The following is a 23,714-nucleotide window of genomic DNA, read 5'->3' as shown; positions in this document are numbered from 1 at the left end:
GATTTTGCTTACAGGGCGTTTCTTATCCTTTGGTAGTACGTTGAAAAATGACATAGTTTAGTTTTCTTTTTTAAGCCTAGCCCTAGAATAGCCATCAATGAAAATCCTACAAGTGCAAAGGCGTTTCCTTGTGTGCCTGTTTGTGGCAAATTAGTAGGTGCTTGGTAGTTTGTGTCAACCGTTTCATCTACAATTTTTTCACCAACTGAAAGGGCAACAGGGGTAGCTTTCACTTCTGGTACAAAGTCAATGATTTCACCTTTTTGTGAGAATACTGGAACACTTGTAAGTCCTTGTTTAGCAATTTCTACACGTTTACGCTCCAACTCAACTTGTCGTTTCGCTTCTTCTTGTGCTTCAAATTGTGTTTTAAGACTTTCAAATGTTGCTTTCTTTTCGTCACGGATTGCAACCAATTCTTGCAACTTAGATTGTGCGACTTTTGCAACTTTTTCAGCTTCGTCTAGCTCTGCTTGTGATGTTTCGTAAGCCTTTTTAGCTTCATCAAGTTTAACTGGTGCATCTACAAGAGCTTGGTAGTGTGCTTTTGCTTCTACAAGTTTTTGATTTGTTGCCACCAATTCAGATTTCGCTTTTTCAAGGTTTGCTTTAGCAGTAGCTAATACACCTTCAAGTTCAGCAAGTTTGTCTTGTTCTGCTTTTAATTCTGCTTGTTTTGTAGTAAGTTTTTGAGTTTTTTCAGCAAGAACCTTTTTAGCATTTTCAAGGACAGACTTCTTAACCAGAATATCTGCATTTAGGTTTTCGACAGCTTTTTGGGCTTTCTTGTTTTCAGCAGTAGATTTTACCAATTCTGCCTGTGCCTTGTCAAGTTCAGCCTGTGCTTCTGGTGTTTGTTGTTTGACAGCTTGCTTGGTAGCTAGTTCATTAGTCGCTTTGATAAATTCAATATCAGCAGTAGCTTTATTTGCTTTTGCAGTTTCTACGACTGTTTGAGCTTTCGTGTAGTCAGCTTTTGCAGTTTCATAAGCACCTTTAGTAGCATTGTAGCGTGAAACAATCTGCTCTTTGGTTTTTGGATTGCGTTCAATAGTCTTATCAAATGTTGAACCTGATTTGATATGCCCATCTGGAACAGTCAACAAGTGTACGCTTGTAGCATTTTCCCGTGAGGTAATTTCAACACCCATGTACTGATTTTCGTTATCTTCATTGTCAACTCCTGATACAGACTTAGCGTGTAACCATTCATCACCATTAAAGAGGTAGTTTTGGAAGGCATCAAAAATCAATTCTTTAGCACGGTTCATTGTGATTGTTTTACGTCCACCATATAATGTGAATAGGTTTTCGTAGTATTGACCCTCATACAAACCGTGTTTCTTAGAAGCATCAATAATCGCAGGTACGTCATGCCCCTCTTTTACTACTTTATCCCAACCCCAATTATCGTTGGTGTAACCTTTTGCAACATCATTCGCAAAAGTCTTCGCTCCTTTTGTAATGACCGCTTCTTTTGTTCCAAACGCTTTACGGATTTGGTTCAAAATATCATTCGCAAAGAAAGTAAGTTCGTCTTTTTGTCCATTCGTGAACTCACCAATCGTCATTACAACTTCGTTGTCTTTTGGATTTGACTTGAATTGGTTCAGCAAACTCATTTCAGCGTTCATTGCTTTCAGGTCATTTTCAGCTTTCTCACGCTCTGCCTCGCTTAGATTGTAGTCAGCATACTTCTTCAAGGCTTCTACATACTTAGTAGGGACTGTGAAGTTAATAAGGCTTTCGTAGTCGTTTTTAGCATCTGTGTACTCACCAGTTGTTGTAGCTAGTACCTCACCTGCTTTTTGCATTTTGCTATTTGCATCATCAAGAGCTGTAACTGCTTTTTTGACTTCTGCTTCTTTGGTAGCTACTTCTTTTGTAGCTTTGTTGATAGCTTCTTGGCGTGTTGCATCTGCTTTTTTAGCATTATCAAGATTTGCCTTGGCTTCATCAACTTTCTTTTGGTCATTTTCTTGTTGAGCTTTTGTAGCTTCTGCTTTAGCAACTACTTCTTTCGCCCCTGTGCCATCAAGTGCTTTTTGAGCTGTGTTCACATCTGTTTGGGCTGTGTTCACATCTGCTTGGGCTTCTCCTACTTTTTCTTGTGCTTTTGCAACGTTAGGTTTTTGCCCTGCAACTTCGTTTTCAGCTTTAGCAACTTCCCCTTTAGCTGTTTTGATAGCTGTTTCTTTGGTTTCAACTTCTTTTTCTGTATCAGCAATAGTTTTTTCTGCTTTTGCCACATTTTCAGGTGTAGCTTCTTTTGCTTTGCTTTCAGCTTCTTCATAAGCGGTTTTGGCGTTCTCTGTTGCTGTTGTCTTTTCAGCAACGACTTGTTCAGCCTTCTCCACTACGTTTTGTTGATTTGCGACTTCTTTTTCAGCTTGGTTGTATGATACTTGGGCAGTAGCGACTTGCGCTTCTGTCACCTCTTTATTCTCTACTGTTTCAGGAACAACTGCCTCTGTTGATTCAACTGGTTTGATTTCATCTGCTTTTACTGTGGTATTCCCTGCAACTCCAAAGGCAACCATACCTGAAGCAACTGTTATAAATAATTTTTTGTTTTCCATAAAAGATTTTCCCTTTTCCTTTAACGTTTTTCTAAGACAACCCCTTAATTATCTTTTATGACTATATTATATACTATTTTTTTATTTGTCAACACTTTTTTTATTAATTAGTAATTTTTTTGTAGACTGTTATTATTTATTGTACTGACAGGCTTTCTGTCGATTTAAAAAATAAAAAAAAGAGAGGTATCGCCCCCTCTTTTTCAACCCATAGGTAGGGTTCAAAGTCTAGGTAAAGGTCGTCAACTGATGCTCCTTCTGGGACTTTCCCTGTAAAACTAAAACCATTAGTCCCATCTTTATATACGGCCAATTCATCATCATCTTCTAGGTAAACAACCCATGTTGCTGTAGTTTTAAAGTTGTAGCCTTATTCTGACACAAACTTTTCAACTGCTCCAAAAGAAAATTCATCTGATGCTCTACGCTCCAATTCTCTATCTTCGATTTCAACATCAACAACCGTAGAAGTGTCAATATTTCTCGCCTCTAATTTGGCCTTGAATTTATTGTCTTTGTTAAATTCGATAATCTTTTCAATAGCCATAGCTACTCCTTTATTTTGTTTTTCTCTAGTATATCTCTTTAGCTTCAATCAAAAAGCAGAATTAAAAATAATATTATAAAAACATACATAATCAGGAAAATTATTATTATTAGGATTATAATGCATTATATTATCAATAACAGGATCCTTCGAATGGAATAAATAGGAGAGTTTATAATGTTTTTCAGCTATTGCAAAAGCAGATAGACTACCAATAAAATAAGAAATTGACGTTTTTATTGAGGACTCTGAATTATAATAATCATCAGAAATTTTAAAAACTCCGTTACGGGTATCAAAAGTCTTTTTTACTAAATGATAATAAAAATCAATTCCGTCAGAACTAATACTCTGGTTATAAAAAGAACCTAATGTAACTAAATATCTAATAAAATCTAATTTTTTAACGTTTATAGAATAATAATATGAGAGGTTTTTTTATATAATTATTAACTTGACTATAGAAAGAAACATTTACCATAATTTAAAATCCTTAATAAAATTCATAAACACCCCCACAAAAAATTGTGGGGGTGTTTATGGGGAAGTTTCAAAAGAAACATCTCCTATTATATCACCTTTATTAATAACTAAAGGCTATTAAACTCGGCTTTCAGCCTTAAACAATCAATAAACGATTATTTAAGAGTAACTGAAGCTCCAGCTTCTTCCAATTTAGCTTTGATTTCTTCAGCTTCAGCTGTAGCAACACCTTCTTTAACAAGTGCAGGTGCTCCATCAACAAGTTCTTTAGCTTCTTTAAGACCAAGACCAGTGATTTCACGCACAACTTTGATAACGCCGACTTTCTTGTCGCCTGCAGATGTCAATTCAACGTCGAATGAATCTTTAGCAGCACCAGCGTCAGCAGCACCAGCTGCAGCAACAGCTACAGGAGCAGCTGCAGTTACACCAAATTCTTCTTCGATAGCTTTTACAAGGTCGTTCAATTCAAGGATTGAAGCTTCTTTAATTTCAGCAATAATGTTTTCAATGTTCAATGCCATTGTTAGTTCCTCCAAATAAGTTTTAAATTTTTTATTTATATTTTTTTGTAGCTAGGCTACGCTGCGTAGCTTAAGATTAAGCTGCGTCTTCTTTGTTGTCTGCAACCGCTTTGACTGCAAGAGCAACGTTGCGCACTGGCGCTTGAAGTACAGAAAGGAGCATAGAAAGAAGTCCTTCGCGGTTTGGAAGAGTTGCAAGAGCAAGGATCTCTTCTTTTGATGCGACAGCGCCTTCGATTGCACCACCCTTGATTTCAAGTGCGTCAGCAGTTTTAGAAAAGTCGTTCAAGATTTTCGCTGGTGCGATAACATCTTCATTAGAAAATGCTACAGCAGATGGTCCAACAAATACTGATGCCAATTCTTCAAGACCAGCTTTTTCAGCTGCACGACGTAAGATTGAGTTTTTAATAACTTTGTACTCAACTTCGCTTCCACGAAGCTCACGACGAAGAACTGTATCTTGGTCAACTGTCAAACCACGAGCGTCTACAACGACGATTGATGCAGCAGCTTTCATTTTCTCAGCTACTACGTCAACTAGTTCCGCTTTTTTAGCAATAATTGCTTCACTCATTAGTGTGTTCACCTCCGTAATTATTTTGCTTGGGGAATTTTTCCAAAAGAAAAACGCGCCCAAACCTAGACACGAAAGTACAATACGCTTCTTTTTACATGATACGTTTTGTCCTCGGTAGGATATTTATGAGTCTAGCTCCCCTACTGTCTTAGGCAGTTTTTTCAAACCGTTATTTAGTGTATCACATAAAAAAAAAGAATGCAAGTGTTTTTGCAAACTTTTTTTAAAAAATATTTAATCTTTATAAATAGTCTTTGTACGATTGAGCCATGCATAGGCCAAGCCCATGAGTACTCCTCCTCCTACCCAGTTACCTACAAAAGTGACAGCGTAATGACGAAGGACATTGAAGAACTCTAAATGAGGCAAATCTTTAGAAATAGAATTAAAGGTAGCCAGTGAGAAAGAAGCAAAGTTTGCCGCAATGTGTTCATTTGTAAGAAAGACAAACATATAAATAGCTGACAAAGCCAACAAAACTTTCGCTGTTTCATCTTTAAAGAAAAGGTAGGACAAGATTGCTATGTTAACGAAGATGTTGGCAATAACTCCTTCGAAGAAGACCAATTGATTCGAACGTTGGAGCTTCATCTCTACAACCGAGCCAAGGAAGCCTTTTGGATTTAAGTTTGCAAATGCACTAGTCTGTGAAAAGAGGAAAGCCAGGAACAAAGCACCGACAAGGTTAAAGAATGTACAATAGAGTAAAATTTCTAAAGCTTTTTTCCAATTAATCTTCTTTAAATAAACACCAGCAGTAAGGTACATCATATTGGAAGTCGTTAACTCACTATTTAAGAATAGTAAATAAACCAATCCCCACGCAAAAATAAACGGGAATAAGAAACGACCAGAACCTGGCAAGAAGGTGTTGAGAAGGTCTGCCCCCACAATCCCTACTGCAGTACTCATTGTCAAAAACGCACCCGCAAACATAGATCGAACCGCATAACGAGCTTTAGAAGCTGTATACAATTCTTCCTTCTTCTGACATGCTGCTTCTACCTTAAGAACAAAATTTGATTCTCCCATCTGAATCTCCTTATATATTGGATTTGTGAACTTCTTCATTATATCATAGAATGGAATTCCTGAAAAGGTTTTCAGAAAAATTTAAATAAAAATACTGTGTTCCATAACAAAGATCAATAAAACGATTTAAAACGATGAAATAAAAAAACAGACTATGATAGTCTGTTTATAATTCAATTTAATTCATATATTATAAGAAACGATTCGCCCAAGCGATATCCAAGTTCAAGATTTCTTGGGTCGTATATTGTTGGCGATAAGGGTTGTAAACTGTCCCTTCATATCCACCATAAACACTTGGTGAATCATATTGAGTAAGATTGTAAGCTTCAATAATGTGGTTCAATTTTGCATAGTAACTAGTGTCAGTAGCATAAACACCCGTTAAAGCAGCTGTTGCATCCTGATAGCTTGTTGTATTGCTCTTCCAAGCTCCTGCAAAATGACCTTGTTTCAAAACTGCAACGTAGTCTTGTAATGATTCATAGTAGCTAGGGTATGAACGGAAAGCATCATTGATTGTATAGGCATTTCCATTACCATCATCTTCCCAAGTCTGCATCACTGCTGATTGACCTGCATAGCTCCCCTTAATACCAAAAAGGTTATAGTGTGGATACGATGACAAACCAGATTGACCTGATCCACTTTCTAAGATGGCTTGAGCAATCATAACAGATGCATAAAGATCATTTTCTTGACCAAGTTGACGAGCAGATTCACCGATTTGTGAGATGAAAGCTTCTGTTGGATCTGCGTATTGAGAATAAGCCTCGTCGTTAGCACCAACATTCCCTACATGCTCACTCATGGCTGCCGCTACTGTTCCTACAGCAACCAGAGCCACTAATGATCCAATCAATTTCGATTTATTTAGTATTTTTTTCAATGTGATAATCTCCTAATGTTTTAATGAATAGTCTTTAAGATGATTATAGCACAGAAAAACCCTAAAATGTTGAGTTAAATATTACATTTTAATTACAATATCGAGATAAATCAAACAAATTAATAACAGTCAAGTAATAATACGATTTATTCCGAAAAACTAAAATCAAAAATTGATTCCCAAGCTTCTTCTACTCCAGTTTTATTAACCGATGAAAAGATGATAAAGGTATCTGATTTATCAAAATCCAACTTCTTCTTAATCATGGATTCGTGCTTGTTCCATTTCCCTCTTGGAATTTTATCAGCTTTGGTCGCAACTAAGATAACAGGAATCTCGTAATATTTTAAAAATTCATACATTTGAACATCATCTGCTGAGGGTTCATGACGAAGATCGACCAGGCTGACAACAGCTCTTAAATTCTCTCTAGTTGTCAGATATTCTTCGATCATCTTGCCCCATTTTTCGCGTTCTTTTTTGGAGACACGTGCATAACCATAGCCAGGTACATCGACAAAACGAAGTTTATCATCGATATTGAAAAAGTTCAACAATTGTGTTTTTCCTGGTTTTCCAGATGTACGAGCCAAATTCTTGCGATTCAGCATGGTATTAATAAAAGAAGACTTGCCGACATTTGATCGACCGGCAAGTGCAACTTCTGGGATATCATCTTGAGGATAATGACTTTTATTGGTAGCGCTCAACAAGATATCTGCATTATGAGTATTTACTTTCATAAAATTTCTTTCTAGGCAGTTTCTAAAATTGGTTTTTCAGTTCCCTTAACTGCTTCTTTGGTGATGCGAACCAGTTTGACATCTTCTTGACTTGGAACTTCAAACATGACATCCATCATAGTTTCTTCGATGATAGAGCGTAATCCACGAGCACCTGTCTTGCGTTCAATAGCCTTACTTGCAATTTCTTCAAGCGCTTCGTCATCAAATTCTAATTCAACATCATCAAAGGATAAGAGAGCTTGGTATTGTTTCACCAAGGCATTTCTTGGTTCTTTCAAAATACGGACCAGATCTTCAACTGTCAGTTGCTCCAAAGCAGCAAGAACAGGAAGACGACCAATTAACTCAGGAATAATACCGAATTTTTGGATATCTTCTGCAATGATTTCTTGCATATAAGAGCTGGATTCATCAATGGCTTTGTTGTTTTGGCCAAATCCGATAATCTTTTCACCTAGACGTTGCTTCACAATTTCTTCAATCCCATCAAAGGCTCCACCTACGATGAAAAGAATGTTTTTGGTGTCGACTTGGATCATCTCTTGTTGTGGATGCTTGCGTCCTCCTTGAGGTGGCACGCTGGCAACAGTTCCCTCGATGATCTTCAAGAGGGCTTGCTGTACCCCTTCACCAGACACATCACGGGTGATAGAGACATTCTCGCTCTTCTTGGCAATCTTATCGATTTCATCAACATAGATGATGCCTCGCTCTGCACGTTCAATATTGAAGTCAGCTGCTTGCAACAGCTTAAGAAGGATGTTCTCAACGTCTTCTCCGACATAACCCGCTTCTGTCAAGGCTGTTGCATCGGCGATAGCAAATGGTACGTTTAAGCTCTTAGCAAGCGTTTGAGCCAAGAAAGTTTTTCCGGAGCCTGTAGGACCGACCATCAAAATGTTTGATTTTTGTAGATCTACATCGTTGTCTTCTTCACGATTTTCGTGGAAGTTAATCCGTTTGTAGTGATTGTAGACAGCTACTGCTAGCGCTCGTTTAGCACGATCCTGACCGATGACATAGTGGTTAAGGATATTGAGGAGTTCGATTGGTTTTGGAACTTCTGAAAGGTCTGACAAGACTTCCTCAGCAAGTTCTTCTCGAATGATTTCTTGAGCTAACTCAACACATTCATTACAGATAAAGGCATTGTTCCCAGCGATAATCTTCTGTACTTCGTCTTGGTTTTTCCCGCAGAAGGAACAATAAACCATCATATCGTTTGATTGATTTGTAGGCATTTTCTTCTCCCGATTCTAAAGTCTGTTTGTAATTTATCTAAATAAAGTCATATAAAAGGCGTGAATAGAATTCACAAGATTAGTAAAGGCATTTAACAAGAAGAGCGTAGCTAAGCCATAGCGCTTTTTCCGAAAGGTCTGGGAAGCACATACTAGGCAAATCACGCATAAAACAGCTGTAAAAAAGCCAAAAATACTACGTTCCATGAACTAGTCTTCCTTTCTTTCAAAATGTCTAATGGTAAAGTCGTAAGGGTTTTTTTCATCTTTTTCGATTGTCCGCTCGTCTAGTAAGCGAAACTGATCCCACTGGAAGTCTTCTGGGAAGTAAGTATCACCTTCCAATTCGGCATCGATGACAGTCTGATAGAGCTCCTCTAGATAAGGCTCGAAAAGACGAATGACCTTCTCACCACCGATAATAAAGAGCGACAAATCCTGATCCTTATACCAGTTGAAAACGTCCTCAACTGAGGTTTTTAACAAAACTTTTTCATTCTCTACATCATATTTGTCATCTCTAGAGAGAATGATATTGGTCCGATTTGGGAGGACGCGTTTGTTTAAACCTTCGTAGGTAACTCTTCCCATGAGAATCGCATGGCCTGTAGTCGTTTGTTTAAAGTGCTGCAATTCAGCTGGCAAATGCCAAGGCATCACCTGGTCCTTGCCGATTACCCCATTCTTTGTCTGAGCCCAAATACCAATTACTTTCTTACTCATTTTTACATCCTTTACACTGATACTTCTATTTTATCAAATTTTTCAAGAAAAGACTGTTTCCAACTATTGCTTCCTTGAGCAAAACTTCTTATTTTTTCCGTCAAAAAAACCGCGATTTCTCGCGGTTTTAATGAGGCAAATCCTAGATCTTAGTCTTCTTTTTTGCGTTTAGCAAGTCCAAATAATGAGAGACCTGTCAAAGCGCTAAGAATAGCAAGACCAGTTTTTGAACTTTCCTCTGTACCAGTTTCAGGAAGAACTGCTGTTTCATCAGATGGATTGATGAATTTAGTTTCCTTAGTTTCTGGAACTGGTTTTGGATCTGGTGTTGGAACTGGATCCGGAGTTGGTGCCGGTGTTGGAACCGGTGTTGGAGTTGGTGTAGGAACCGGAGTAGGTGTTGGGGTTGGAGTTGGTGTAGGAACTGGTGTTGGTGTCACCGTCTTCTTGTAGATGTGTTGAGTATTACCGTTCTCATCTACAATTGTCTTCACAAACTCGTAACCTGGAATATCTTTCTTCGGTTGCTCACCATCTTCTGTTGGATAACCAGGAATTGGATTTCCATTTTCATCTACGTGTGAAGTTGTAACTTTCTCGTAGACGTGCTCTGTATCACCGTTTGGTAATTTCTTCGTTTCAACGAAGCGGTAACCTGGAATTTCAGCTTTTGGTTGTTCACCATCAACTGTAGGATATCCTGGGATTTCTTTGCCTTCTTTGTCAACAAACTTAGTCACAGGAAGAACAGTTGGAGTGTAAGTTGCAGAAGCTTTCGTTCCGTTTACGTCTTCACGAACAACTGTCACTGATGGTGCTTCACCAACAAATTCTGGTTCTGGTGTGAAAGTTACTGTACCATCTGGTGCCACAGTGTAAGTACCAACACCTTTAATTGTCTTAGTTGTTGAACCATCTTCAAATGTTGCTGGAACTTCATCATTCATTGGAACATTTGGATTACCAGGAGTAAAGGTTGGTTTTCCTGTTTGGGTTTGTCCCTTGTTACCAATTGAAGTTACTGATTCTGCAGTTGGAGTCACAGGAGTTACTGTTGGTGTGTAGGTTGCAGATGCTTTTGTTCCGTTCTTATCTTCACGAACTACTGTTACTGCTGGTGCAGTTCCGACGAATGATTTCTCAGGTACGAATGTAACTGTTCCGTCTGGAGCTACTGTGTAAGTACCAACACCTTCAACTGTCTTAGTTGTAGAACCATCATCAAATGTTGCTGGAACTTCATCGTTCATAGGCACACGGCTGTCACCTTCTGTGAAGCTTGGTTTACCTGTTTGAGTAGCACCTTGTACATCAGTAGATGTAGCTGGTTCAGCTGTTGGAGTCACAGGAGTTACTGTTGGTGTGTACTTAGCTGTAACTGGAGTACCGTTCTTATCAACACGTTTAACTGTTACGCCTGTACCTGTTCCTGTGAATGATTTTTCTGGCACGAAGGTTACAGTTCCATCTGGAGCTACCGTGTAAGTTCCTTCTCCTGGAATTGTCTTCGTAGTTGAGCCATCTTCAAAGGTTGCTGGCACATCATCATCCATTGGCACACTTGGGTTACCAGGTGTGAAGCTTGGTGTACCTGTTTGGGTTTGACCTTGGATGTCTGTAGATGTTGCAGGTTCAGCTGTTGGAGTCACAGGAGTTACTGTTGGTGTGTAGGTTGCAGTAACTGGAGTACCGTTCTTATCAACACGTTTAACTGTTACACCTGTACCTGTTCCTGTGAATGATTTTTCTGGTACGAAAGTAACTGTTCCATCTGGTGCTACTGTGTAAGTTCCTTCACCTGGAATTGTCTTCGTAGTTGAACCATCTTCAAAGGTTGCTGGAACTTCATCATCCATTGGGATTGCAGGGTTACCAGGTGTGAAGCTTGGTGTACCTGTTTGTGTTTTACCTTGGATATCTGTAGATGTTGCAGGATCAGCAGTTGGAACAACTGGAGTAATCTTAGGAGTGTAGGTTGTTTCAGCTGGAGTGCCGTTTGCATCCTTGGCTTGAACCTTAACTGGAACGACTTCACCTGAGTATGATTTATCAGTTGGTGTGAAGGTTACAACACCTGTTTCCTTATCAACTGTGAAAGTACCGATTTCTTTACCTTCTGGAGATTTAGCAACGACTGATTCAGCTGGTTGACCATTTTCATCAAGAAGAGTAATAGTATCCTTGTCGATTGGTGCTACTGGATCACCTTCTGTGAAGGTTACAGTTCCTGTTTGTACCACACCTTGAGGAGCTTCTGATTCAGCTGGAGTTGCTGTTGGTGTTACTGGAGTTACAGTTGGTGTGTACTTAGCTGTTACTGGTGTACCGTTCTTATCTACACGTTTAACAGTCACGCCTGTTCCCGTTCCTGTGAATGATTTTTCTGGTACGAAGGTTACACTTCCATCTGGAGCTACTGTGTAGGTTCCTTCACCTGGAATTGTTTTCGTAGTTGAACCATCTTCAAAGGTTGCAGGTGTATCATCATCCATTGGGACGTTTTCGTTACCTGGTGTGAAGGTTGGTTTACCAGATTGTGTTTGACCTTGTTTGTCAGTTGAAGTTGCATCTTCAGCTGTTGGTGTTACTGGTGTTACAGTTGGTGTGTAGGTTGCTGAAGCTTTTGTTCCATTCTTATCTTCGCGGACAACTGTCACGGCTGGTGCAGTTCCTACGAATGATTTTTCTGGTACAAATGTCACTGTTCCATCTGGAGCTACTGTGTATGTACCAACACCTTCAACAGTCTTAGTTGTTGAACCGTCGTCGAATGTTGCTGGAACATCTTCGTTGATTGGTACACGGCTATCACCTTCAGTAAATTCAGGTTTACCTGTTTGAGTGGCACCTTGAATATCTGTTGTTTCTGCTGGTGTAGCAGTTGGTTTAACAGGAGTTACAGTTGGAGTGTAGGTTGCTGAAGCTTTTGTTCCGTTCTTATCTTCGCGGACAACTGTCACGGCTGGGGCAGTTCCTACGAATGATTTTTCTGGTACAAATGTCACTGTTCCATCTGGAGCTACTGTGTAAGTACCAACACCTTCTACTGTCTTCGTAGTAGATCCATCGTCAAATGTCGCTGGAACATCTTCGTTGATTTCAACAGTCTTTTCAACGCCATCAACCGTTACAGTTCCACCTTTGAATTCAGGCTTACCTTTTTGAGTAGCACCTTGGATGTCAGTTGTTTCTGCTGGTGTAGCTGTTGGAGTTACTGGAACAATCTCTGGAGTGTAAGTTGTATCAACCTTGATTCCGTTTGAGCTTTCAGCTTGAACCTTAACAGGCGTTACTTTACCTGTGTAAGACTTATCAGTTGGTGTGAAGGTTACAGTTCCAGTTGCTGGGTCGATCGTGAATGTACCGATTGGTGTTGTTCCATCTTCCGCGTAAGCTGTTGTAGTTGAAACTTCGTTACCATCTTTATCCAAAAGTTTGTAGCTGTTATCTTTAATAGTGATTTCTTTGTCTTCACCATTTACAGAAACAGTTGTACCCGCAAAGGTTGGTTTACCTGTTTGAGTAGCACCTTGGATATCTTTAGATGTAGCTGGATCTGCTGTTGGCACAGCTGCTTTTACAGTAGGTGTGTAGCTTGCATCAGAAGTGATAGTTGCAGTTTTACCATTAGCATTTGTAACAGTCGCAGTTGCTTGGACTTTAACACCTTTAGCAGTTCCGACAAAGTCTTTCTCAGGAGTGAAGGTTACCGCACCTGTAGTAGGATCAATTGAATATGTTCCTTCACCTTCTACTGTCACAGTAGTTTCATCAGTAGGTTGACCAGTTGCTGGATCTACCAATTTCTTACTTGTGATTTTCGCAGTCTTGTCGTTGCTCAACTCAAATGTAGGAGTTTGAGTTTGTGGAACATTTTGGATATCCTCAGAAACCTTGTCTGTTGGAGTGATGGCAATTGGAGTTACAGTTGGAGTGTACTTAGCTGTAGCTGTCTTGATGTATTCCGCTTGAACCTTACCGTCTTTATTGCGACCAACTGGCGCTGACAATGTAACTTCCACACCTTTTGCAGTACCAGTGAAGCTAGGATCTGGAGTAAAGGTTACTTCGCCCGTTGTAGGATTGATCGTATATGTTCCTTCTCCATCTACTGTTACAGATGGCGCATCAGTAGAAAGTCCTGTTGCTGGATCTACTAACTTAGCAGGGTATTCTGCACTTGGAGTGACCGAAATCTTATCTCCATTTGCGTTAGTTTCAGTTGTGTTAAAGGTTGGTGTTTCTTTTTGAGTTGCACCTTGAACATCAGTCGATGTCTTGTCAACAGCTTCAATATCAATAGGAGTAACTGTTGGGATGTAAAGACCATCCATGGTATTCAATTGACCATCAATGTTTGGTTCTTGGTCTGGGAATTTTGTTGACCAACCAGTATCATAGCCATTATTATCTGAACGACGGATAGAAATACCATCTGCAGTTCCAAGGAAGTTATCTTCTGGGATAAACTCAACATCTACGTCTTTACCGTTGGCAGTTATCTTGTATTTCCCTTGACCTGGAACTACGTAATAACCATCCGCATCAAGGGTTGCACGATTGCCATCTTTATCAACGATGTATGGTTCTACAGTTTCGTCGATAACTGCCTGAGAGTTACGTTGATACTTGTGTTCTCCTCGTGCTGTAAAGGCTACAGTTGCTGTTTGTTTGGCACCTTGAGGGCCAGAAGTTTCCTTGAATTCCCCTTTTGGTGGGTGGGTGATTTGAGTCTTGAAGTCTTCCACTTCCCCTGAGAAAGCCATACCCGTTGGGCTTTCAATCTCAGTTGCTTTCTTAGCAATCCGGACACGAGCACCTAATTCGTTGATACTTGGATCAATAAAAGTCTTACTGTTTGCGAAGGTCAACTCAACAGTGCCATCTTGTGTGATTGTAGCGAGATTTGAGCGTTCATCCTCATCGAATTTACCATTTTGGTTAAAGTCTACCCAACCATAGATATTTGCTTCTGAAGCTCCATCCAAATGGGCTTGAACTGACATTTTGTAGTTCCCTGGGCGTGTACGATCCATCTTGATCATCTCATTGGTTGTCCCTTTGAGTTCATCTGGAAGTAATTGGTCAATTCCTTCATCGGCCGTAGTTGCCTTATCATCACCGAACCAGTCAAGAGTCGTGTTTTCATCCATATCAGGACTCACGTTACCAAGATACGGTTGATTTACTTTAGCTCCAGTAACACCGTCAACAGTTGCAATGGTATGGACTGCTTTACCATATGACTCAGGAGCATCCCCTTCATCAAGTGGGAAGAACCCTAGCATAGCAGACTGTTTACCACCCGAAGCGATGTAAAGTCCCACTTCAGATGCTCCACGCGTCATAACAAGGGGAACAGAGGAAACGCCTGCAGAAATATTTGGCCCAAAGACACCAGTCCCAAGACCACCAGTTACTTGGTCAGGGTTTCCAAAATACTTCCAAGCGACTGGTTTCTTATCTGGGCCAACTAAAGTAGACCCGCGAAGTTGGTTAAGGTTAATTCCGTAGAATGATTTACCATTAATAGTAGTAGTAGGGTTAGGGCCAAAAAGATTATCCGTATCTTGTATCATGTACGGTACACTATCTCTTTTATAATCTTTTTTCCATTCTCCAAGATGTTGCCAACCTTCTCCGTTGGTAGTGAACATAACAAATTCACCAGGGTTGGCAGACTCTCCATCAGCCATAACAATAGCTGGCTTAACTGTCTTACCACGGAAGGTTGCAGAGATTTCAAACTGAACTCCGATATTTCCACCATTTATCGCTGAAGCAATGGTTGTCTTCTTGGCTTTGGTATCAATTCCTTCATGTCTAATTTCGGTATAACCATTTTGAGGCTCTGCGGTAATCATGGCCTCATCACCGTTATTGAAATGTAACTTAGAAGTAGGTGAACTTGAATTATTGACAAAACCGTTTCGAGCATTTGGATCATAGGTTGCTTTTTCTGCGTCAGTAGCTCCTTGGCTTTCTAGTCGCTTCTTATAGATTTCTGTTGCTTGGAAGGGTTTCAAAGACTTAACTTTGATGGTTACCACATATCCAGGCATGATTTCCTTAGTATAGGTAGCCCCAACTTGAAGAGCCATTTTCTCTTGTAAGTTTTCAGTTGGTTTAGTTTCGGCGGCAGGTACTAATGTCGTAGTGGTTCCTGTCCAGTTGGCTACATCTCCAAAGTCCAACCATGTAATCTGGCTAGTCAAAGATTTTGCGTCAAGGTCTGTTGTATATCCTGGTTTTTCAACCTTTGGAGTTGATGTTGCGTCTTCAACGTCATCCCCAATCAAACTTGGATCATTTGCGTCACCGAGAGCACGACGAGTACGGCGTTTGCCAGAAGTTTCTGCTGTTACAGCAGGAGTTTCAGTTGCTGGTGCTACGACACCAGCAGCCACTTCTTCTTTCTTATCTGTTGCAGCTGCTTCAGTTGCCTTGTTGTTAGGGTTTGTTGAAGCTTCTGTTGCTGCAGGAGTTGCTGCTGGTTTTTCTTCAGTCGTAGCTGCAGTTGTTGGTTCAGTAGTTGTTGTTGGTGTTGCACCTGCTGGAGTTACTGGTGCTTCAGCATTGTAAGTGGTAGCTGAAGTTGGAGCTTCACTTGTTGTAGCGGGTGCTTCAGTTGTCGTAGAAGCTGGAGCTTCAGTTGGTGTAGCAGGTTGAGCCCCTTCTTCTGTTACCTTTGCAACAGTTGCTGGGTTCTCTGCGTTTTCTTCGGCTGCTACGCTAGACGCTGTACCAACCATAACGAGTGTTCCTAAAAGGACAGAGCAAACTCCGACGTTCAATTTACGAATCGAAAATCTGCTAATGCGATCATTAAATAAATCTTTGCCCATATTCTCCTCCATAATTTTTTACAATTAATAAGCTAATTTATTGGCCTATTTTTTAAACCTTATATATTCTATCAGATTAGTTAAAAATATCAAAGTGAAATGACTCAAAAACTAATCATTTTTAAAATTTTTGATGATATTACTAATCATTAAATTTAAATAATAGGAAGTATGGTTCATTTTTATGAAAAAATTAAACTTTCTTCCTATCTATATATCTATATAGTGATTTTTTTGTTTAAAGCCTAAATAGCCAAATCAAACTTCAATTGAGGTTTGACAGGATCATAGTCCTCCAGTACAAAATCCTCAGCTTTAATCTCAAAGAAATTGGTGCCATCTGGTACGTTCAATACCAAACGAGGCTGGCAATCAGATGGCTCACGCCGAAGTAATTCTTCTGCCTGTTCAAATTGGTTATCATAGATGTGTAGGTTGTTAATAAAGTAAAAGAACTTGCCAACCTTCCAGCCAAAGTGCTTGGCAATCATCATTTGAAGAGCCACGTACTGCATAGCATTGATGTGGTGGGCTACCAACATGTCATTGGAACGTTGGGTCAAGGTTGCATCCAGATAGATTTCCCCATCGACACGACGCACATCAAACATGGTTTGAAAAGCACAAGGTAAGAGTCCTTCGCTCTCCTCAAAGGCTTGGTAGTCCCAAAGGGAAATGATATTGCGACGATTCCAAGGATTCTCCTCTAACTGTTTGAGAATCTTGTTGATGATGTCGTGCTTTTTAACGACGGCACCATACCGCTCTCCAATTGTTCCCGTATCTCCCACTTCCCAGTCATTCCAGTAGCGGACTTGGTACTTGTCATTTAGGAGTTCCAGACTATTAGACTGGTCCTGATAAATCCAGAGCATCTCCTTGATAGCCGACTTAATGGCGATAGGACGAAGCGTCGTAATAGGGAACTCGCCTTTGGCTAGATCAAATTCCATAAAAGCCCCAGTAATGTACTTGGAATTGGCAGTTGTACCATCCTTGTACCTAGGCCGAGCCTGCTCAGACCAGACGCCTTCTTCCATAATTCTTCGAATATTTTCTTTAAAAAGGATATCTGCTTTTGTCATTCATTCTCCTTAAATACTTTAATACTTTCATTATAACATAGGATAAATAAAAAGAGTTCTAAATGATTCAATTTAGAACTCTTTTTGTATGATTCTATTGTAGGACAAGTGACGCAGCTCCAATAACTCCTGCATCATTTCCAAGATTAGCAAGCACCAGTTGGGTTGAAGTACGAACTTGTGGGAAGGTATTTTCATCAAAGACTTTTTGAACCCCATCCAAGAGGAATTGACCTGCTGCTGATACACCACCACCGATGACGATGTTTGCTGGGTTCAAGACACTTGCGATGTTGGCACAAGCAATACCCAAGTATTGAGAGAAATGACGGTAGACAATCAAGGCCAAATCATCCCCATCTTTAGCCAAATCAAAGACAGTCTTAGCTGTGACTTCTTCTCCATCGTCAATCAAGCGTTTCAACTCCGCATCTCCTGCATATTCATCTGCATAGCGACGAGTCAAATTGACAATACCAGTTGCTGAAGCTACTGTTTCCAAGCAACCTTTCTTACCACAGGTACAATCAAATGGACGATCGAAGTCTACTGTGATATGGCCAAGTTCACCAGCTACACCACCAGCACCGTGCAAGAGTTTTCCTTCCGCCACGATACCGCCACCAACACCTGTACCAAGTGTCATGAAGACGACGTCTGGTTGATTTTCGCCAGCACCTTTCCAACGTTCACCAAGGGCAGCAACGTTAGCGTCATTGTCGATGAAGAAAGGAATTCCCAAGGCAGACTCAATATCTTTCTTGATTGGCTGAAGAGTCTTCCAGTTAAGGTTGTAGGCCCCGATAACCGTTCCTTCGAAGCGATCAACTGCACCAGGTGATCCCATTCCGATTCCTATGAAATCTTCTGCTGAAAGGTTTAATAGTTCCAAGCGATGTTGAATGGAAGCGATGATATCAGGAACGATGTGGCTTCCTTCGTCGAGGATGTTGGTCTTAATAGACCACTTTTCTTGAATTTCACCTTCTTGCGTCAAAATGGCAAATTTGACAGATGTTCCACCTAAGTCAATACCAATAATTTTCTTGGACATTTTACACTCCTTTGTTCCTATTCTCTTGACACTAGTATACCAAAATGTGAAAAGGGTTTCAATCATTTTTCAAGAATTCTCTCAATTTCATTTGCAAAAAAGAACCTGTCTGCAAAAACACAGACAGATTTCTTTACTCTTCGTTATGAAGTTTTAAAAAGAGTCTCAAGGATTGAACGCCAATTATGAAGAAGAACAATCCCAAAATATGTAACAAGAAGATACTAATAGATAGAGGACTAACAATGAGAAACAATCCTGTAAACAGTTGAATAAGCCCCCAAAATGTAAATTTCTTGGATAATTCTTCAGATCGTTTGGAAAGGTAATGGGCCTTTTTCAAACTCAAAGCAGACTTATACAAGAGCCAAATACCAAGTGTCATCGGAAAGACAATTGGCAAGGTCTTGTAGCCATAGAGCAAAAGATAGACTGCAAAGACCAGTGAAACCGCACTTTGGAACAAATAGGGATCTGACAAGCTCGCTTGGGTCCGTAGACGGTAGTAACGTGACAAACGCGAAACTGAAATCAAGAAAAAGCCCAGTGAAATCAACCAGCTAAAGGTGGCAATCTTTTCGATTGGATTTACAAAGAGAATAAATCCAATGCCACAAAATAAAAATGATGACAATAATAGACTGTATTTACTAATATGCTGCATTCTGCCTCCTTTAGTTTTCTGCCAACTCACTCAAGTACTCATACCGTTCATACTTGGCTAAGAGTTGCTCATTTTCTTCATCCATCTGACGTTGAAGACTGGCCAACTTCCCGAAGTCAGAACCATTCTCATTCATCTCAGCTTCGATAGTTGCAATCTTGTTTTCAATCGCTTCGATCTCACTCTCAATGGTTGCCCACTCCTGCTTTTCCTGGTAGCTCATCCGTTTCTTTTCTTCCCGGATCTTGACTACCTTTTCTTTTTCTGGCTTTCTATTTTCTGTAGCCATTTCTAGCTCAAACTTTTTCTCATCTAGGTAATCCGTATAATTTCCAAAGAATTCGCGGATACCACCATTTTCAAAAGCTAGAATCTTAGAAGCGACCTTGTCTAGAAAATAGCGATCATGACTAACCGTGATGACTGGTCCACCAAAGCCTTGTAGGAAGTTCTCTAACACCGTCAAAGTCGCGATATCCAAATCATTGGTCGGCTCGTCCAAGAGCAAGACATTTGGTTTTTCGATGAGAAGTTTCAAGAGATAGAGGCGTTTTTTTTCACCACCAGAAAGTTTCTCTATCAAGGTACCGTGAGTGGAACGTGGAAAGAGAAATTGCTCCAGCAACTCAGCAATCGACGTAGAGCCTGCGCTAGTCTTGACCTCTTCCGCTACTTCTTGCAGGAAGTTGATCATCCGCTTGCTTTCATCCAAACCTTCGATCTGCTGCGAGAAGTAAGCAATTCTCACTGTTTCTCCAATAACAACCTTGCCAGCAGTCGGTTGGAGTTTCCCAGCAATGAGATTGAGCAGGGTCGATTTCCCAACACCATTATCTCCCACAATTCCAATTCGATCCTTGTTTTGAACCAAAAGGTTAAACTGCTGCAGAATAGGGCTCTGGTCATAGGCGAAATCGACATCTTGAAATTCGATGACTTTCTTACCGATCCGACTGGTTTCAAAGGACATTTCCAGATCTGTTTCTGTAGTCTGGTGAGATAGGTCCTTCTTGAGGTCGTGGAAACGATTGATCCGCGCCTGTTGTTTAGTAGCACGCGCCTGCGGTTGCCGACGCATCCAGGTCAATTCCTGCTTATACAGTTGCTGCTTCTTATGAAGAAGAGCCGCATCTCGCTCATCCTGCTCAGCTTTCAAGCGGACATAATCTTGGTAGTTCCCTTGATATTCGACTAGACCAGCACGGTCCAGTTCAAAAATTCGAGTTGAAATATTGTCCAAGAAATAACGGTCATGGGTGATGAAAAGAACGGTTTTCTTAGAGTTCTTTAGAAAATTGGTCAACCATTCGATGGTATCAATATCCAAATGGTTGGTCGGTTCATCTAACAGGAGCAAATCATGGTCTCCTAGGAGAACCTGTGCTAGCTGGACACGGCGACGCAACCCTCCAGACAAACTACCAACCTTAGCAGATAGATCCTGAATCCCCAGTTTAGTTAAAACTGTTTTGACCTGGCTTTCAATTTCCCATGCATTGAGAGAATCCATCTCTGCCATCACTTTTTCCAGTTTAGCTTGCTGACTCTCATCGTACTGGCTCGTCAACAGTTCATACTGACGAATCAATTGGAGTTCTTTCACATCTTCTGACAGCACTGTATCGAGGACAGTTTTGTTATCATCAAACTGAGGTTCTTGGGTGAGATAGCCAATCTTATAATCATTCTTTGCAGAAAAAGGAGAACGATCTCCGTCATAGCCTGAACGACCAGATAAAACATCTAAGAGAGTTGTTTTCCCTGTCCCGTTAACCCCGATTAGGCCAATCCGATCTAGCTCATGAATGATAAAAGAAATATCCTTAAAGACCGTTTTGTCCCCGACGGACTTGGTTAGTTTTTCAACGATAAAATCGCTCATGCTTCCCCCTTCTTAGCTTCAAGATAGTCGCTCAAAAAATCTCCAATCGCTTGAATGTCATTCTCTAATATTCCATCTACAATGGCCCATTCAATGGCAGAAAGCACTTGTCCTAGAGCTGGACCTGGTTTTAGGCCGTATTCCTTGATCAACATCCCACCATTGACTACAATTTCATGCTTATCATGAATAGCTAGAGAATCATACAATTCCTCAATGACTTGAAAATCTACGGACAATCCATGAGCCTGACGTAGTTCTTCCGCTGATAAGAGCAGAGACTTATCATAGCGGTAGACGTCCCGACGATTTAAACGAGCTTTTTCTCGTAAGCGGTAGATTTCAACCAACTGCTCGACCTTCTTAGCGAAGTCACGAGACGTTTTCCATTTCTTGAAAAAAGCAGAAACCTTATTCTCATCTAAGGTCAAGAGTAAGGCAGCCCATGCTTGCTCGGAACTCGTAAAGTTATAGTCCATCCTTAGCTGGAAAAGTTTCTCTAGTGAAGAGCGACTATTCTGCAAGAGAGGAAGATACTGATAGCTATGGCTAGCAATCAGCCCTTCTAAGCCCTTACGCCAATAAGGGGCTAAGAGGAGCTTATCTAACTCAATAAAGACGCGCTCGACAGAGATCTTTTCTAGCAAGGGGGCGCAATCTGTCATAGCTTTAAAGGTCTCTTCTTCTAGATCAAAGCCAAGACTGGCTTGAAAACGAAATCCACGCATGATCCGAAGAGCATCCTCGTTAAAGCGTTCTGTTGCCACTCCAACAGCTCTTAAAATCCGATTCTCCAAATCTTCCAGACCATTAAACAGATCAATGATTTCCCCTTCTTCACTCAAAGCAAAGGCGTTGACAGTAAAATCTCGGCGCTTAAGATCTTCCTCTAGCGAGCGCACAAAACTTACCGAGCTGGGTCTCCGATAATCCACATAGACATCCTCTGTCCGAAAGGTGGTAATTTCATATTCCTGATGGTTCTCTAAAACTAAGACCGTCCCGTGTTCAATCCCTACATCAATGGTCCGCTCGAAAATAGCCTTAGTCTCTTCTGGGTAAGAGGAAGAAGCGATGTCTACATCGTGAATTGGACGACCTAAAATAGCATCTCGCACAGAGCCTCCTACGAAATAAGCTTCATACCCAGCTTTTCGAATCTTTTCTAATATTGGCAAAGCCTCCTGAAATTCAGAAGGCAGTTTTTTTAATCTCATAATAGATGTTCTAAACCATAGACAAGCTCATGACGCTTGACTACTTCTTTTACTCCTAGATTAACCCCTGTCATGAAGGACACCCGATCATAGGAATCGTGGCGTAAGGTCAATCCTTCTCCTTGACTACCGAAAATCACTTCTTGGTGGGCTACCAGACCAGGCAAGCGAACTGAATGGATATGCATCCCTTGGTAGTTGGCACCACGAGCTCCTGGCAGACTTTCTTCTTCGTCCGGTGCACCCTGCTCTTGCGGTTGACGGACCTGACTGATAAGCTCAGCCGTCTTCACAGCAGTCCCACTAGGAGCATCCTTCTTCTTATCATGGTGCAACTCAATGATTTCTACATTTGGAAAGTACTTAGCTGCCTGCGCTGCAAATTGCATGAGCAAGACCGCCCCAATGGCAAAGTTTGGCGCGATGAGCCCTCCAATATTCTTCTCACGAGACAAATCAATCAAGTCAGTGATTTCTTCTGTTGTAAATCCTGTCGTCCCGACCACAGGCGCCAGTCCATGCTCCAAAGCAAAACGGGTATGCTCATAGGCAACTTTAGGGATGGTGAAGTCAATCCACACATCCGCATCCAGGTTCAAAATCCCTTCCTTGTCATGAAAGACTGGAACACCCGCCAACTCATTCTCAGAGGCATGGGGATCAATCAAGCCAACTAGTTCAAGCTCAGGATCTTCTAACACCATGTGATAAGCCGCTTGGCCCATTCTACCTTTAAAACCCGCAATCACTACTTTAATTGGCATGTTTTCTCCTTATATTTTCGGTACAAAACTAATAGCAACGCTATGATTTCCTAAATGCGTACCAATGACACTGCCAAAGGTCGCAAATGGAATCTCACCAGCAAAACCATCTTGATGAAGAATATCGCGAAGAGTTTCTGCTTTATCCAGTGCATTCCCATGAATGATAATGATCTGATAGTCTTTTTCCGCAGTCCCTTCTTTGATAATCTCAGCTAAGCGTTTGATCGCTTTTTTCTCGGTACGAACTTTCTCATACACTTCAATCACGCCTTCCTCGTTAAAATAGAGGATTGGCTTGATGCTGAGAAGATTCCCAAGGATCGCAGCTCCATTAGAAAGACGGCCCCCTTTGACCAAATGGTCGAGATCATCTACCATGATGTAGGCAGAAGTCCCATCGATTTGCATCTGGATATTAGCTAGAATTTCATCAAATGACCGACCTTCTCCTGACCATTTGACAGCTTCTTCAGCCATCCACCCAAGTGGGGCACTGGTAATCTTAGAATCTGGAAAAGCGATGGTCATGTTCGGGAACTCATCCTTCAAATACTGGATATTCTGATAGAAACCAGAAATACCTGAAGATAGGAAAATTCCTAAAACATGGGTATAGCCTTTAGATTCTAGTTTCGCTAAGAGTTCTTCTAATTCCGCGATACTAGGTTGACTAGTTTTCGGAAGTTCAGAAGAAGATTCCATCTTTTGATAGAACTCTTTTGCTGTTAGGTTTTTACCTTCTACGTAAGATACTCCATCAATGATAACTGGAATATCTAGGACAAATAAATTATCGTGTCCTCTCGATTCATCTGATAGATAAGCAGAAGAATCTGTGATGACTGCTAATTTCATG

Annotated in this window: 17 protein-coding genes and 1 other annotated feature; all 17 genes read right to left on the bottom strand. The window is 40.7% G+C overall.

The genetic code is table 11. The features are described from left to right. Positions 1-8: 8 nt before the first annotated feature. The gene (locus DW930_RS01695; RefSeq protein ID WP_123159162.1) at positions 9-2,579 is read right to left on the bottom strand and encodes an SEC10/PgrA surface exclusion domain-containing protein; all 2,571 of its coding nucleotides are present in this window, start codon (positions 2,577-2,579) and stop codon (positions 9-11) included. Between the two features lie 370 nt (positions 2,580-2,949). Next, complete coding sequence (locus DW930_RS10430) at positions 2,950-3,126, bottom strand: hypothetical protein (RefSeq protein WP_165851206.1); 177 nt, start codon at positions 3,124-3,126, stop codon at positions 2,950-2,952. 638 nt (positions 3,127-3,764) lie between these two features. After that, on the bottom strand, positions 3,765-4,133 hold the full coding sequence (gene rplL, locus DW930_RS01690; RefSeq protein WP_001196965.1) for a 50S ribosomal protein L7/L12: 369 nt from the start codon (positions 4,131-4,133) through the stop codon (positions 3,765-3,767). A gap of 76 nt (positions 4,134-4,209) precedes the next feature. Next, positions 4,210-4,710, bottom strand: a complete 501-nt coding sequence (rplJ, locus tag DW930_RS01685) for a 50S ribosomal protein L10 (protein WP_006596316.1) — start codon at positions 4,708-4,710, stop codon at positions 4,210-4,212. Positions 4,711-4,748: 38 nt separating this feature from the next. Beyond that, positions 4,749-4,884, bottom strand: a sequence feature (ribosomal protein L10 leader region). A 63-nt stretch (positions 4,885-4,947) separates the two neighbouring features. After that, positions 4,948-5,745, bottom strand: coding sequence for a formate/nitrite transporter family protein (locus DW930_RS01675; protein WP_123159161.1), 798 nt, complete (start codon positions 5,743-5,745; stop codon positions 4,948-4,950). Between the two features lie 190 nt (positions 5,746-5,935). Further along, positions 5,936-6,607: a glucosaminidase domain-containing protein gene (locus tag DW930_RS01670; RefSeq protein ID WP_243634249.1), complete on the bottom strand. Its 672-nt coding sequence runs from the start codon at positions 6,605-6,607 to the stop codon at positions 5,936-5,938. Between the two features lie 173 nt (positions 6,608-6,780). Further along, positions 6,781-7,377: a ribosome biogenesis GTP-binding protein YihA/YsxC gene (gene yihA / locus DW930_RS01665; protein WP_120701913.1), complete on the bottom strand. Its 597-nt coding sequence runs from the start codon at positions 7,375-7,377 to the stop codon at positions 6,781-6,783. Positions 7,378-7,388: 11 nt separating this feature from the next. After that, positions 7,389-8,621, bottom strand: a complete 1,233-nt coding sequence (gene clpX, locus DW930_RS01660; RefSeq protein ID WP_117744285.1) for an ATP-dependent Clp protease ATP-binding subunit ClpX — start codon at positions 8,619-8,621, stop codon at positions 7,389-7,391. A 210-nt stretch (positions 8,622-8,831) separates the two neighbouring features. Then, positions 8,832-9,344, bottom strand: a complete 513-nt coding sequence (locus DW930_RS01650; protein WP_123159160.1) for a dihydrofolate reductase — start codon at positions 9,342-9,344, stop codon at positions 8,832-8,834. A gap of 149 nt (positions 9,345-9,493) precedes the next feature. Then, the gene (locus DW930_RS01645) at positions 9,494-16,189 is read right to left on the bottom strand and encodes a CshA/CshB family fibrillar adhesin-related protein (protein WP_123159159.1); all 6,696 of its coding nucleotides are present in this window, start codon (positions 16,187-16,189) and stop codon (positions 9,494-9,496) included. A 245-nt stretch (positions 16,190-16,434) separates the two neighbouring features. After that, entirely contained in the window at positions 16,435-17,274 is an 840-nt protein-coding gene (locus DW930_RS01640) for a thymidylate synthase (protein WP_117744289.1), read from the bottom strand. A 94-nt stretch (positions 17,275-17,368) separates the two neighbouring features. Further along, positions 17,369-18,328 carry an ROK family glucokinase gene (locus DW930_RS01635; protein WP_117744290.1) on the bottom strand — a complete coding sequence of 320 codons (960 nt, stop codon included), beginning with the start codon at positions 18,326-18,328 and terminating at the stop codon, positions 17,369-17,371. 133 nt (positions 18,329-18,461) lie between these two features. Beyond that, the gene (locus DW930_RS01630; RefSeq protein ID WP_123159158.1) at positions 18,462-18,992 is read right to left on the bottom strand and encodes a DUF308 domain-containing protein; all 531 of its coding nucleotides are present in this window, start codon (positions 18,990-18,992) and stop codon (positions 18,462-18,464) included. A 10-nt stretch (positions 18,993-19,002) separates the two neighbouring features. Beyond that, a complete protein-coding gene (locus tag DW930_RS01625) occupies positions 19,003-20,874 on the bottom strand; it encodes an ABC-F family ATP-binding cassette domain-containing protein (protein ID WP_123159157.1) in 1,872 nt (623 codons plus the stop codon). Next, a complete protein-coding gene (locus tag DW930_RS01620; RefSeq protein WP_123159156.1) occupies positions 20,871-22,091 on the bottom strand; it encodes a CCA tRNA nucleotidyltransferase in 1,221 nt (406 codons plus the stop codon). Before DW930_RS01620 ends, DW930_RS01625 begins: the two co-directional genes overlap by 4 nt. Further along, positions 22,088-22,855, bottom strand: coding sequence for a 4-hydroxy-tetrahydrodipicolinate reductase (gene dapB, locus DW930_RS01615; RefSeq protein WP_123159155.1), 768 nt, complete (start codon positions 22,853-22,855; stop codon positions 22,088-22,090). The genes DW930_RS01620 and dapB overlap by 4 nt, the downstream gene beginning before the upstream one ends. Before the next feature lie 9 nt (positions 22,856-22,864). Next, positions 22,865-23,713 (bottom strand): DegV family protein, encoded by an 849-nt coding sequence (locus DW930_RS01610; RefSeq protein WP_123159154.1) that lies wholly within the window; start codon positions 23,711-23,713, stop codon positions 22,865-22,867. Between the last annotated feature and the right edge of the window lies 1 nt (position 23,714).

Source organism: Streptococcus sp. AM43-2AT (assembly GCF_003603405.1).
Taxonomy (GTDB): Bacteria; Bacillota; Bacilli; order Lactobacillales; family Streptococcaceae; genus Streptococcus; species Streptococcus ilei.
Note: the sequence above shows the minus strand (reverse complement) of the source record. Positions and strands in the feature narration are given on the sequence as shown.

What these genes read in the sequence shown, in the direction of transcription:
- DW930_RS01645 (WP_123159159.1), bottom strand. Translation starts at nt 16,189, where the DNA reads ATGGGCAAAGATTTATTTAATGATCGCATTAGCAGATTTTCGATTCGT.
- dapB (WP_123159155.1), bottom strand. Translation starts at nt 22,855, where the DNA reads ATGCCAATTAAAGTAGTGATTGCGGGTTTTAAAGGTAGAATGGGCCAA.
- DW930_RS01630 (WP_123159158.1), bottom strand. Translation starts at nt 18,992, where the DNA reads ATGCAGCATATTAGTAAATACAGTCTATTATTGTCATCATTTTTATTT.
- DW930_RS01635 (WP_117744290.1), bottom strand. Translation starts at nt 18,328, where the DNA reads ATGTCCAAGAAAATTATTGGTATTGACTTAGGTGGAACATCTGTCAAA.
- DW930_RS01695 (WP_123159162.1), bottom strand. Translation starts at nt 2,579, where the DNA reads ATGGAAAACAAAAAATTATTTATAACAGTTGCTTCAGGTATGGTTGCC.
- rplL (WP_001196965.1), bottom strand. Translation starts at nt 4,133, where the DNA reads ATGGCATTGAACATTGAAAACATTATTGCTGAAATTAAAGAAGCTTCA.
- DW930_RS01625 (WP_123159157.1), bottom strand. Translation starts at nt 20,874, where the DNA reads ATGAGCGATTTTATCGTTGAAAAACTAACCAAGTCCGTCGGGGACAAA.
- DW930_RS01620 (WP_123159156.1), bottom strand. Translation starts at nt 22,091, where the DNA reads ATGAGATTAAAAAAACTGCCTTCTGAATTTCAGGAGGCTTTGCCAATA.
- DW930_RS01675 (WP_123159161.1), bottom strand. Translation starts at nt 5,745, where the DNA reads ATGGGAGAATCAAATTTTGTTCTTAAGGTAGAAGCAGCATGTCAGAAG.
- DW930_RS01650 (WP_123159160.1), bottom strand. Translation starts at nt 9,344, where the DNA reads ATGAGTAAGAAAGTAATTGGTATTTGGGCTCAGACAAAGAATGGGGTA.
- DW930_RS01610 (WP_123159154.1), bottom strand. Translation starts at nt 23,713, where the DNA reads ATGAAATTAGCAGTCATCACAGATTCTTCTGCTTATCTATCAGATGAA.
- yihA (WP_120701913.1), bottom strand. Translation starts at nt 7,377, where the DNA reads ATGAAAGTAAATACTCATAATGCAGATATCTTGTTGAGCGCTACCAAT.
- DW930_RS01640 (WP_117744289.1), bottom strand. Translation starts at nt 17,274, where the DNA reads ATGACAAAAGCAGATATCCTTTTTAAAGAAAATATTCGAAGAATTATG.
- DW930_RS10430 (WP_165851206.1), bottom strand. Translation starts at nt 3,126, where the DNA reads ATGGCTATTGAAAAGATTATCGAATTTAACAAAGACAATAAATTCAAG.
- rplJ (WP_006596316.1), bottom strand. Translation starts at nt 4,710, where the DNA reads ATGAGTGAAGCAATTATTGCTAAAAAAGCGGAACTAGTTGACGTAGTA.
- clpX (WP_117744285.1), bottom strand. Translation starts at nt 8,621, where the DNA reads ATGCCTACAAATCAATCAAACGATATGATGGTTTATTGTTCCTTCTGC.